Annotated in this window: 11 protein-coding genes; all 11 read left to right on the top strand. The window is 70.3% G+C overall.

The annotated features are described in order from the left end of the window. Nucleotides 1-253 precede the first annotated feature (253 nt). Nucleotides 254-1939 (top strand): dihydroxy-acid dehydratase, encoded by a 1686-nt coding sequence (gene ilvD / locus EJF31_RS19875; RefSeq protein ID WP_125038883.1) that lies wholly within the window; start codon nt 254-256, stop codon nt 1937-1939. 31 nt (nt 1940-1970) lie between these two features. Then, the gene (locus tag EJF31_RS19870; RefSeq protein WP_125038882.1) at nt 1971-3197 is read left to right on the top strand and encodes a kynureninase; all 1227 of its coding nucleotides are present in this window, start codon (nt 1971-1973) and stop codon (nt 3195-3197) included. Between the two features lie 5 nt (nt 3198-3202). Further along, entirely contained in the window at nt 3203-4213 is a 1011-nt protein-coding gene (locus EJF31_RS19865; protein WP_125038881.1) for a S66 peptidase family protein, read from the top strand. 42 nt (nt 4214-4255) lie between these two features. Further along, nucleotides 4256-4672, top strand: coding sequence for a VOC family protein (locus EJF31_RS19860; protein WP_125038880.1), 417 nt, complete (start codon nt 4256-4258; stop codon nt 4670-4672). Continuing rightward, nucleotides 4669-5328, top strand: a complete 660-nt coding sequence (locus EJF31_RS19855; protein WP_260430981.1) for a 4a-hydroxytetrahydrobiopterin dehydratase — start codon at nt 4669-4671, stop codon at nt 5326-5328. The genes EJF31_RS19860 and EJF31_RS19855 overlap by 4 nt, the downstream gene beginning before the upstream one ends. Before the next feature lie 257 nt (nt 5329-5585). Continuing rightward, complete coding sequence (locus tag EJF31_RS19850; RefSeq protein ID WP_125038879.1) at nt 5586-7325, top strand: acetolactate synthase large subunit; 1740 nt, start codon at nt 5586-5588, stop codon at nt 7323-7325. Beyond that, nucleotides 7325-7873 (top strand): acetolactate synthase small subunit, encoded by a 549-nt coding sequence (gene ilvN / locus EJF31_RS19845; protein ID WP_125038878.1) that lies wholly within the window; start codon nt 7325-7327, stop codon nt 7871-7873. Before EJF31_RS19850 ends, ilvN begins: the two co-directional genes overlap by 1 nt. Nucleotides 7874-7921: 48 nt before the next feature. Then, complete coding sequence (gene ilvC, locus EJF31_RS19840) at nt 7922-8950, top strand: ketol-acid reductoisomerase (RefSeq protein WP_307718985.1); 1029 nt, start codon at nt 7922-7924, stop codon at nt 8948-8950. 173 nt (nt 8951-9123) lie between these two features. Continuing rightward, the gene (locus tag EJF31_RS19835) at nt 9124-10785 is read left to right on the top strand and encodes an APC family permease (protein ID WP_125038877.1); all 1662 of its coding nucleotides are present in this window, start codon (nt 9124-9126) and stop codon (nt 10783-10785) included. A gap of 121 nt (nt 10786-10906) precedes the next feature. Beyond that, entirely contained in the window at nt 10907-11611 is a 705-nt protein-coding gene (locus EJF31_RS19830; RefSeq protein WP_125038876.1) for a DsbA family oxidoreductase, read from the top strand. 93 nt (nt 11612-11704) lie between these two features. Beyond that, complete coding sequence (gene efeU, locus EJF31_RS19825) at nt 11705-12580, top strand: iron uptake transporter permease EfeU (RefSeq protein ID WP_125038875.1); 876 nt, start codon at nt 11705-11707, stop codon at nt 12578-12580. Nucleotides 12581-12599: the final 19 nt, after the last annotated feature.

The following is a 12599-nucleotide window of genomic DNA, read 5'->3' as shown; positions in this document are numbered from 1 at the left end:
AGACCTCAGCCAGGCTCCTATCAAGTCACGAGCCCGGCCGGCGCGCCCTGAATGCGCATCGAGCTGGGTCGTGGAGAACGCGCGATCGAATCGACTCAAAGTCAGTCAGCGACGACAGGGCGCAACTCGGGTCAGCACGTCCTCCACGACACCGACACAAGTCTCACTGGCGCAACTGCCGGCGTACGCCGTGCCTTCTCGCGGGCCGGTCCCGTCAGGACCCCGTGCGCCCCACGCGACTAACCTCGGCTCCATGAGCGACGAGACCGGCCAGATCGACATCAAGCCCCGTTCCCGCGACGTGACGGACGGTCTCGAGCGGGCCGCGGCCCGCGGCATGCTCCGCGCGGTCGGCATGGGCGACGACGACTGGGAGAAGCCCCAGATCGGCGTGGCGTCGAGCTGGAATGAGATCACCCCCTGCAACCTCTCGCTCGACCGGCTCGCGAAGGCCGTGAAGAACGGCGTGCACGCGGCGGGTGGCTACCCGCTGGAGTTCGGCACGATCTCGGTCTCCGACGGCATCTCGATGGGCCACGAGGGGATGCACTTCTCGCTGGTCTCCCGCGAGGTGATCGCCGACTCGGTCGAGACCGTGATGATGGCCGAGCGGCTCGACGGGTCGGTGCTGCTCGCCGGCTGCGACAAGTCGCTGCCCGGCATGATGATGGCCGCCGCGCGCCTCGACCTCGCCGCCGTGTTCCTGTACGCCGGCTCCATCATGCCCGGCCAGGTCGACGGCAACGACGTGACGATCATCGACGCCTTCGAGGCCGTCGGTGCCTGCCTGGCGGGCAAGATCACCCGCGACGAGGTCGACCGGATCGAGCGGGCCATCTGTCCGGGCGAGGGCGCCTGCGGCGGCATGTACACCGCCAACACGATGGCCGCCGTCGGCGAGGCCCTCGGCCTGTCGCTGCCCGGCTCCGCCGCGCCGCCGGCGGTCGACCGCCGACGCGACGGTTTCGCCCACCGCTCCGGCGAGGCGGTCGTCAACCTGCTGCGGAAGGGCATCACCGCCCGCCAGATCCTGACCAAGGAGGCCTTCGAGAACGCCATCACGGTCGTGATGGCGCTCGGCGGCTCCACCAATGCCGTCCTGCACCTGCTCGCGATCGCCCGCGAGGCCGAGGTCGACCTGACCCTCGACGACTTCAACCGGATCGGCGACAAGGTGCCGCACCTCGGCGACCTCAAGCCCTTCGGCAAGTACGTCATGAACGACGTCGACAAGGTCGGCGGCATCCCCATGGTCATGAAGGCGCTGCTCGACGCCGGCCTCATGCACGGCGACTGCCTGACCGTCACCGGCAGGACGATGCGCGAGAACCTCGAGGCGCTGGCCCCGCCGGCCGTCGACGACGACGTGATCCGCGACCTCGACCGGCCGATCCACAAGACCGGCGGCCTGACCATCCTCAAGGGCACGCTGGCCCCGGAGGGTGCGGTCGTGAAGTCCGCCGGCTTCGACGAGTCGGTCTTCGAGGGCACGGCCCGGGTCTTCGACGGGGAGCGCGCCGCGATGGACGCCCTCGCTGCCGGGCAGGTCACCGCCGGCGACGTCGTCGTGATCCGCTACGAGGGCCCCAAGGGCGGCCCCGGCATGCGCGAGATGCTCGCCATCACCGGCGCCATCAAGGGCGCCGGCCTCGGCAAGGACGTGCTGCTGCTGACCGACGGCCGGTTCTCGGGAGGCACGACGGGCCTGTGCGTGGGCCACGTCGCGCCCGAGGCCTCCGACGGCGGCCCGATCGCCTTCGTCCGCGACGGCGACAAGATCACCCTCGACGTGCTCAACCGCCGCCTCGACGTGGAGATCGACGACCTCGAGGCCCGCAAGGAGGGCTGGAGCCCGAAGCCGCCGAAGTACACCCGCGGGGTCCTCGGCAAGTACGCCAAGGTCGTCCAGTCCGCCGCCCACGGCGCCGTCACGAGCTGACCGGAGGGCGCGCTGCGGTAGACATGTCCGTGTGACCAGCGCGCCCACCGACCTCGCCGCCCAGCTCGACCGCCAGGACCCGCTCGCGGGCTTCCGCGAGCGGTTCGTCGGCGCCGGCGACCCGCTCGTCTACTTCGACGGCAACAGCCTCGGCCGACCCCTGAGCGCGACGGGCCCGCGGATCCAGCGGTTCGTCGACGAGGAGTGGGGCGGCCGGCTGATCCGCGGCTGGGACGAGGGCTGGATGGACCTGCCGCACCGGATCGGCGACGACCTCGGCCGGATCTGCCTCGGCGCCGCCGCGGGTCAGACCGTGGTCGGCGACTCCACGACGGTGCTGCTCTACAAGATGATGCGGGCCGCGGTCGCGGCCCGGCCGGGCCGCACCGAGATCGTGATCGACCGCGACAACTTCCCGACCGACCGCTACGTCGCCGCCGGCATCGCCGACGAGCTCGGCCTGACGCTGCGGTGGATCGAGGTCGACACCACCGAGGGCGTCACCGTCGAGCAGCTCGCGGACGCCGTCGGCCCGGCCACCGCGCTGGTCGTGGTCAGCCACGTCGCCTACCGTTCGGCCTGGCTCGCGGACCTGCCGGAGCTCGTCCGGATCACTCACGAGGCCGGCGCCCTCATCCTCGCGGACGTGTGCCACTCGGCCGGCTCGGTCCCGCTCGCGCTCGACGCGTGGGACGTCGACATCGCCGTCGGCTGCTCGTACAAGTACCTCAACGGCGGCCCCGGCGCGCCGGCCTTCGTGTACGTCGCGAGCCGGCTGATCGACGAGCTGACCCAGCCGATCCGCGGCTGGATCGGCAACGACGACCCGTTCCTGATGGGTCCCTCCTACACCCCCGCGCCGGGCATCCGCAGGTTCCTCTCCGGGACCCCGCCGATCCTCGGCATGCTCGCGGTGCGCGACATGCTCGAGCTGCTCGACGAGGCCGGCATCGACGCGGTGCGGGACAAGTCGGTCGCCCTCACGCAATACGCCATCGACCTCACCGACGAGGTCCTCGTCCCCGCGGGCGCCGTGCTCGCGAGCCCGCGGGAGGCCGACCGTCGCGGCGGCCACGTGACCGTCAACCACCCCGCGATGCGCGAGGTGACCGCGCGGCTGTGGGCGCAGGACGTCATCCCGGACTACCGCGATCCCGGCGGTCTCCGGCTCGGCCTCTCGCCGCTGTCGACGTCCTTCGGCGAGGTCGAGCGCGGGGTGGAAATCGTTCGCGCCACGCTGGACGCCCTGACAGCCTGAGCGCCATGGAGTTCCCGCGCCCGCTGCGCCCCGGTGACCGGATCGGCGTCACCTCGCCCTCGAGCGGTGTCCCCGACAACCTGCGTCCACGGCTCGACGTCTGCGTGGCCTCGCTGCGCGAGCGTGGCTTCGAGGTCGTCGTCGGCGACTGCATGGACGGGGAGCGCGTCACGTCGGCCCCCAAGGAGCAGCGCGCCGCGGAGCTGACCGCGATGCTGCTCGACCCGGCGATCCGTGCGGTCGTCCCGCCCTGGGGCGGCGAGCTCGCGATCGACCTGCTCGACCAGCTCGACTGGGACGCCCTCGCCGCCGCCGAGCCCACCTGGACGGTCGGCTGGTCCGACTCGACGTCGTGGATGCTGCCGCTGTCACTCCGACTGGGCTGGGCCAGCATCCACGGCTGGAACCTCATGGACACCGCGTACGCCGCTCCCGACGGGCTCCTGCACTGGGTCGACGTCGCCTCGGCCACCGAGCCCTTCACCCAGCGGAGCCCCGGCCGCCACCGCGTCGGCTGGGGCGACTACCGCGCCACGCCGGAGATCTCCGAGATGCAGCTCGACGCGCCCGGCTCGTGGACGGTCGTCGGCGGCGGAGACCTCGACGTGTCCGGTCGGCTGGTCGGCGGCTGCATCGAGTGCGTCATGCCGCTGGCCGGCACGCCGTACGCCGACGTGCCCGCCCACGGCCGCGCCCACGCCGACGAGGGGCTGCTGGTCTACCTCGAGGCCGCCGAGCACGGGTCCTACGACGTCTGCCGCGCCCTGCACGGACTGCGCCTCTCCGGGTGGTTCGAGCACGCCAACGCCATCCTCATTGGCCGCACCCCCGCGCCCGGCCACGACGACATGAGCCAGCACGACGCCGTGATCGACGCCCTCGGGATGCTCGACGTCCCGATCGTGCTGGACATGGAGATCGGCCACACCCAGCCGTTCCTGCCGCTGGTCAACCACGCCCTGGGCCGGGTCGTGGTCGACGGCGACCGGCACGAGGTCACCCAGACCCTCGCCTGACGCCACGAGTCGGTGTCCCCGGACCGTGGCAGGGTGGACGGCATGGACCAACGGATCAGCTTCGTGACCCTGGCGGTGGCCGACCTCGACCGCAGCCGTGCCTTCTACCTCGACGGCCTCGGCTGGGCGGCCGCGCTCGACGTGCCCGGTGAGGTGCTGATGATCAAGGCGGGGGAGCACCTCGTCCTCTCGCTGTGGAGCGAGGCCGGCTTCGAGGCCGAGGTCGGCCCGATCCGGCGCGGCGAGGGCGTCGCACCGCTGACGCTCTCCCACAATGTCCGCACCGAGGCCGAGGTCGACGCCATCCTCGGGACCGCCCGGGCGGCGGGGGCCGATCCCGTCACCGAGGCGGTCGAGCGCGACTGGGGCGGCTACACCGGCTACTTCGGCGACCCCGACGGCTTCCGCTGGGAGATCGCCACCAACCCCGGCCCGATCGGGCAGGAGGTGCTCCCGTGAGCGACAGGACCCTGCGGACCCACACCGACACCGTCGCCGCCGAGGGCCTCGACGACTGGCGCTGGATGCTGCGCGCCCTCCACGCCCGTTTCCGCACCGGTGACTTCGTGACCGGGCTCCGGCTGGCGACCGCGATCACCGAGGCCGCCGAGGAGATGGACCACCACCCCGACCTCGACCTGCGCTACCCCCACCTCAACGTCCGGCTCAGTAGCCACGACGTCGGTGGGGTCACCGACCGCGACCTGCGCCTGGCCCGCCGGATCAGCGAGCTGGCCGCCGAGGCCGGGGTCGCGGCCGACCCCGCGTCCGTGCAGGTGCTCGAGCTGGCGCTCGACACCGCGGACCTCGAGCGGGTGCGGCCTTTCTGGCTGGCCGCGCTCGGGATGTCGGAGACGGCCAGCCCCGACGAGCTGGTCGACAAGGGCGGCTCGCTGCCGACGCTGTGGTTCCAGGAGACCGATCCCCACGACGAGCCGCGGCAGCGCTTCCACGTCGACATCACCGTGCCGCCCGAGGTCGCGCCCGGCCGGATCGAGGCAGCGCTGGCGGCCGGGGGCACGCTGGTCAGTGCGGCCCGGGAGCCGGCCTTCACGATCCTCGCCGACGCCGAGGGCAACAAGGCGTGCGTGTGCACCAGCGCCGGCCGTGACTGACGGGTCGACTGACATAGAGTGAGACAGGCGTCCCGCATCGTGGGACGCCTGTCACACTCGGGTGACGCACGAGGGAGCCGACGGCTACCGTGGCGGCATGCGCGAGATTCTTCTTGTATGCACGCGACGCGTGAGCTGAGTTCACACCGAACCAGCCAGCGCGTCACCCCTCGTTGCCCACGGGCCGAGGGGCTTTTTTATGGGCACAGGCCACACGGGCACAGGTCAACGGCAGCACAGGAGAGGGAAGCACGGCGATGAGCGAGCAGATCACGGGCGCACAGAGCCTGATCAAGTCGCTGGAGGCGGCTGGGGCCGACAACATCTTCGGCATCCCGGGTGGGGCGATCCTTCCGGCGTACGACCCCCTCATGGACAGCTCGATCCGGCACATTCTGGTCCGCCACGAGCAGGGTGCGGGCCACGCGGCGCAGGGGTACGCCGCCGCCACGGGTCGGGTCGGCGTCTGCATGGCCACCTCCGGCCCGGGCGCCACCAACCTGGTGACCCCGCTGGCCGACGCCCACATGGACTCGGTGCCGATGGTCGCGATCACCGGCCAGGTCGGTGCCTCGATGATCGGGACCGACGCCTTCCAGGAGGCGGACATCCGCGGCATCACCATGCCGATCACCAAGCACAACTTCCTGGTCACCGACCCCGCCGAGATCCCGCGCACGGTCGCCGAGGCGTTCTACATCGCCAGCACCGGCCGCCCCGGCCCGGTCCTCGTCGACGTCGCCAAGTCGGCGCTCCAGTCGATGACGACCTTCCGGTGGCCGACCGAGCTGCACCTGCCCGGCTACCGCCCGGTGACCAAGCCGCACGCCAAGCAGATCCGCGAGGCGGCCAAGCTCATCCTCGAGGCCCGCCGGCCCGTCCTGTACGTCGGCGGCGGCACGATCCGCGCGGCCGCCTCCCGCGAGCTGCGCGTCCTGGCGGAGTTCACCGGCATGCCGGTCGTGACGACCCTGATGGCTCGCGGCGCGTTCCCCGACAGCCACCCGCAGCACCTCGGCATGCCCGGCATGCACGGCACTGTCGCGGCGGTGGCCGGGCTGCAGAAGTCCGATCTGATCATCAGCCTCGGCGCCCGCTTCGACGACCGGGTGACCGGCAACCTCGACTCGTTCGCGCCCGGGGCCAAGGTCATCCACGCCGACATCGACCCGGCCGAGATCGGCAAGAACCGCGTCGCCGACGTCCCGATCGTGGGGGACTGCCGCGAGGTCATCAGCGACCTGATCGTGGCGCTCAAGGCCGAGGCCGACGCCGGCCACACCGGCGACTACGAGGCGTGGGTGCAGTTCCTCGCCGGGGTGAAGCAGACCTATCCGCTGGGCTACGACAAGCCGGCCGAGGGCCTCGCCCCGCAGTACGTCATCGAGCGGCTCGGCAAGATCGCGGGACCCGACACCATCTTCACGTCCGGTGTCGGGCAGCACCAGATGTGGGCGGCCCACTTCATCGGCTACGAGAAGCCCAACACCTGGCTCAACTCGGGCGGTCTCGGGACCATGGGCTACTCCGTGCCGGCCGCGATGGGCGCCAAGGTCGGGATGCCCGACTCCACCGTCTGGGCGATCGACGGCGACGGCTGCTTCCAGATGACCAACCAGGAGCTGGCCACCTGCGCGATCAACGACATCCCGATCAAGGTCGCGATCATCAACAACGAGTCGCTCGGCATGGTGCGGCAGTGGCAGACGTTGTTCTACAACGAGCGCTACTCCAACACCGACCTGCACTCCAAGCGGATCCCCGACTTCGTCAAGCTCGCCGAGGCCTACGGCTGCGTCGGCCTCGCCTGCGAGAGCCCCGACGACGTGGACGCCACGATCAACAAGGCGATGGAGGTCAACGACGTCCCCGTGGTCGTGGACTTCCGCGTCCACCGCGACGCGATGGTGTGGCCGATGGTCGCGGCCGGCACGAGCAACGACGAGATCAAGTACGCCCGCGACCTTGCTCCCCAGTTCGAGGAGGACGACCTCTGATGAGCAAGCACACCCTGTCCGTGCTGGTCGAGAACAAGCCCGGCGTGCTGGCCCGCATCGCCGGCCTCTTCAGCCGACGCGGCTTCAACATCGAGTCGCTCGCGGTCGGCCCGACCGAGCACGTCGAGGTCTCGCGGATGACCATCGTGGTCAACGTCGAGGAGTCCCCGCTCGAGCAGGTCACCAAGCAGCTGAACAAGCTGGTCGAGGTGATCAAGATCGTCGAGCTCGACGGCCCCGCCTCGGTCAACCGCGAGCTGCTGCTGGTCAAGGTCAAGGCCGACCCCGAGTCGCGCGGCCAGGTCCTCGACGCGGTCTCGCTGTTCCGCGCGCGCGTCGTCGACGTCGCCACCGACGCCGTGACGATCGAGGTCACCGGCAACGCCGACAAGCTCGCGTCCTTCCTCAAGGTCGTGGAGCCCTTCGGGATCCGTGAGCTCGTGCAGTCCGGCATGGTCGCGATCGGCCGCGGCTCCCGGTCCATCAGCGAGCGCACGCTCCGTCCCGTCCCGATCCCTGCCCCGCCCGCGGCCACCGCAGCCCGGTGAGTCACCACCCGACGTACCCAGAGAATTCCAACCAGAAGGAGAGCCCCCGTGGCTGAGATGTTCTACGACGACGACGCCGACCTGTCCCTCATCCAGGGCAAGAACGTGGCCGTGATCGGCTACGGCAGCCAGGGCCACGCCCACGCGCTGTCGCTGCGCGACTCCGGTGTCGACGTCCGCATCGGCCTGCAGCCGGGCTCGAAGAGCCGGGCCAAGGCCGAGGCCGAGGGCCTGCGCGTCCTCACCCCCGCCGAGGCGGTCCAGGAGGCCGACGTCGTCGTGATCCTGGCCCCCGACCAGCACCAGCGGAAGCTCTACGCCGAGGAGGTCGAGCCGCACCTCGCCGAGGGCGACACCCTCGTGTTCGGCCACGGCTTCAACATCCGCTTCGGCTACATCACCCCGCCCGAGGGCGTCGACGTCTTCATGGTCGCCCCCAAGGGTCCGGGCCACCTGGTGCGTCGCGAGTACGTCGACGGCCGCGGCGTGCCCGTGCTCGTCGCCGTCGAGAAGGACGCGTCGGGCAACGCCTGGCCGCTCGCGCTGTCCTACGCCAAGGCGATCGGCGGCCTGCGTGCCGGCGGCATCAAGACCACGTTCACCGAGGAGACCGAGACCGACCTGTTCGGCGAGCAGGCCGTCCTGTGCGGCGGCGCCAGCCAGCTGGTGCAGTACGGCTTCGAGGTCCTCACCGAGGCCGGCTACCAGCCCGAGGTCGCCTACTTCGAGTGCCTCCACGAGCTCAAGCTCATCGTCGACCTGATGTACGAGGGCGGCATCGCCAAGCAGCGCTGGTCGGTCTCCGACACCGCGGAGTTCGGCGACTACGTCTCGGGCCCGCGGGTCATCGACGAGCGCGTGAAGCAGAACATGGTCGGCGTCCTCGAGGACATCAAGAACGGCTCCTTCGCCGAGCGCTTCATCACCGACATGGACAACGGCTCGCCGGAGTTCACGAAGTTCCGCGAGCAGGGCGAGAACCACCCGATCGAGAAGACCGGACGCGAGCTGCGCAAGCTGATGGCCTGGGTGAAGTCGCACGACTCCGACTACACCGAGGGCACCGCCACCCGCTGACCCACAGCAACGCGTGCACCGACCCGTCCCGGACACCGGGGCGGGTCGGTCGCCTTTCGGAACAGATCTGCCATTTCGCAGGAGTGATCCGCCGACGAGTGGGTAGAGGTGGTTGTTGGGGGCCTCACCGGCCCCTTTCGTCCATCTTCGATCCCCTGTAACTCGGAGGACGCATGACAAGCACCCAGGCGCCGGCACCACCCAAGAAGCGCAACACCAAGCTGGTCCGTGAGGTCGGCATCATCGGCCTCACCTGGGCCTCGATGGGCTCGATCATCGGCTCCGGCTGGCTGTTCGGCCCGCAGGAGGCCCTGATCGCCGCCGGACCGGCCGCGATCATCTCGTGGGTCATCGGTGGCGTGGCCATCGTCGTCCTCGCACTCGTGCACGCGGAGCTCGGTGGCATGTACCCCGTCTCGGGCGGCACGGCCCGCTTCCCGCACTACGCCTTCGGCGGTGTCGCGGGTGCCTCGTTCGGCTGGTTCGCCTGGCTCAACGCCGCGACCGTCGCCCCCATCGAGGTGTCGGCGATGCTGACGTACGCCGGTCACTACGACTTCGCGAACGGCTGGATCAACCCCGACAACGGCGTCCTCAGCTTCACCGGCATCGTCGTGGCGATCATCCTGATGGCGATCCTGACGGCCATCAACTTCCTCGGCGTCAAGAAGCTCGCGGCCACCAACAGTGCCGCGACCTGGTGGAAGATCGCGATCCCGCTGCTCACCATCCTGGTGCTGGCGATCGCCAACTTCGACACCAGCAACCTCACGGCCGCCAACGGCTTCAACCCGGCGGGCCTCAAGGGCATCTTCGCCGCGGTCTCCACCGGCGGCATCATCTTCAGCTACCTCGGCTTCGAGCAGGCCGACCAGCTCGCGGGCGAGTCGGCCAACCCCAAGCGCGACGTCCCGTTCGCGATCATCGGCTCGGTCGTCTTCGGCACGATCCTCTACATCCTGCTGCAGCTGGTCTTCCTCTTCGCCCTCCCCAAGAGCGCGATCGGCGACACCTGGGACCAGGTCGGCAACGGCCTCTACACGACCTTCACCGGCCCGTTCGCCGAGATCGCGAGCCTGCTCAGCATCGGCTGGCTGGCCGCGATCATCTACGCCGACGCGATCATCAGCCCCGGAGGCACCGGCCTGATCTACACGACCGGCAGCTCGCGCCTGGCCTACGGCCTCTCGCGCAACGGCTACGTCCCCTCGGCCTTCGAGTGGACCAACAAGCGCAACGTGCCGTGGGTGGGCCTGCTGGCCGCCTTCATCACCGGCTGCATCTGCTTCCTGCCGTTCCCGAGCTGGCAGTCGCTGGTCGGCCTGATCACCAGCGCGTCGGTGCTGATGTACGGCGGTGCGCCGCTCTCGCTGGGCGCGTTCCGCCGTCGCCTGCCCGACGCGGAGCGCCCCTACCGGCTGCCCGCCGCCGGGTTCCTGTCGCCGGTGGCGTTCATCATCGCCAACCTGATCATCCTGTGGACCGGCTGGGACACGATCTGGAAGCTCGGCATCACGATCCTGATCGGCTACGCCATCCTGGTCGCCAACCGCGTCTTCAAGCTCAACGAGCACAAGCCGACCCTGGACTGGAAGGCCGCGTCCTGGCTGATCCCCTACCTCATCGGCATGGGCGTGATCGTCTACATCAGTGACTTCGGTCCGAAGGGCGACAACGCGTTGATCCCGTTCGGTTGGGACGCCCTGGTCGTCGCGGCCTGGAGCCTGGTCGTCTACTACTGGGCGATGGCCGTCGCGCTGAGCACCGAGCAGATCGAGGAGATGATCGGCGAGGTCGAGGAGCCCGAGGAGGGCATGGCGCCGGTCGCGCACTGACCCGTCGCTTCTTCACCACCCAACGCGTCGACCCGTCGTCCATGGACGACGGGTCGACGCGTTTCTGCGTCAACGAGCGACGGGTCGGGAATGTCCGGAGCGGTTGAACGTTGTACCAGCCATGCGTATCGAGATCTGGTCCGACGTCGTCTGTCCCTGGTGCTACGTCGGCAAGCGCCGGCTGGAGACCGCCCTGGCGGGCTTCGAGCACCGTGACGACGTGGAGATCGTCTACCGCTCCTTCGAGCTCGACCCCTCGGCGCCGCAGCACGGGCACGAGCTCACGACCCCCGTGCTCGCGCGCAAGTACGGCCGCAGCGAGGACGAGATGCGGCAGATGCAGCTGCAGCTGACCGAGGTGGCCGCCGAGGAGGGGCTGGCGTTCCGGCTCCTCGAGAACGTCCACACCAACACCATCGACGCCCACCGGCTGCTGCACCTCGCCCTCGACGAGGGTGGCCCCGCGCTCCAACGCGACCTCAAGGAGGCCCTGCTCGCGGCGTACTTCGTGCGCGCCGAGGACGTCGGCGACCACGACGTGCTGCACGCGGCAGCCACGGAGGTGGGCCTCGACGACGTGCGGGTCAAGGAGGTGCTGACCGGCGACGCGTACGCCGCTGCCGTGCAGGCCGACATCGCGCAGGCGCGGGCGTACGGCGCCACCGGCGTCCCGTTCTACGTCGTCGACGAGAAGTTCGGGATCAGCGGCGCCCAGCCGGCCGAGGTCTTCGCACAGGTCCTCGAGCGGGCGTGGGCCGAGGCCCGCCCCACCCTGGAGATGGCGCCCGGGGGAGAGGCCTGCGGCCCCGACGGCTGCGCCGTGTGACGCACGCCCCGGCGGACCCCCTGCCGGCAACCTGCCAGTCTTGTGTAAGGTAAGGCGCACCTAAGTAAGTGTTGCCTCACCTAAGGGACTGACATGCTGGCGAACTACCTGATCGGGCTCCGCGAGGGACTCGAGGCCGCGCTGGTCGTGAGCATCCTGGTGGCCTACCTGGTCAAGTCCGAGCGGCGGCACCTGCTCACCCGCATCTGGGTCGGCGTCGCCCTGGCCGTCGGTGTCAGCCTCGCCTTCGGCGCCCTGCTGACCTACGGCCCCAGCGGCCTGACGTTCGAGGCGCAGGAGGCCATCGGCGGGACGCTCTCGATCGTCGCGGTCTGCTTCGTCACCTGGATGATCTTCTGGATGGCCCGCGCCGCCCGTGCCATGAGTGGGGAGCTCCGCGGCCAGGTCGACAAGGCCGCCGAGGGCAACCGCTGGTCGCTGGTCCTGGTGGCCGTCCTGGCCGTCGGCCGGGAGGGCCTGGAGACGGCGCTCTTCCTCTGGGCAGCCACCAAGGCCGGCACCCGCGAGGCGGCCGGCTCGGCCACCCCCACCTGGGAGCCGCTGCTCGGCGCCGCCCTCGGCCTGGCGACCGCGGTCGTCATCGGCTACCTGCTCTACCGCGGTGCCATCTCGATCAACCTGTCGCGCTTCTTCACCTGGACCGGCTACTTCCTGGTCCTCGTCGCCGCCGGCGTGCTGTCCTACGGTGTCCACGACCTCCAGGAGGCCGGCATCCTGCCCGGCCTGGACACCATCGCCTTCGACGTCTCGGACACGATCGACCCGAGCACGTGGTACGCCGTGCTCCTCAAGGGCGTCTTCAACTTCTCCCCGGTCACGACCGTCCTCGAGGCGGTCGTCTGGGTCCTCTACGTCGTGCCGACCCTGCTGCTCTTCATCGCCGGCGTACGCCGCCGCGCGGCCACTCCGCCGGCTGCGAAGCCCGCCCCGGCGCCGGTCGCCCGCTGACCCGAACCGAACCGAAGGA

Origin of the sequence: Nocardioides sp. LS1, assembly GCF_003865225.1 — a bacterium.
Taxonomy (GTDB): Bacteria; Actinomycetota; Actinomycetes; order Propionibacteriales; family Nocardioidaceae; genus Nocardioides; species Nocardioides ginsengisegetis.
The sequence above is the reverse complement of the archived record's forward strand: the minus strand, read 5'-3'. Positions and strand labels throughout refer to the sequence as shown.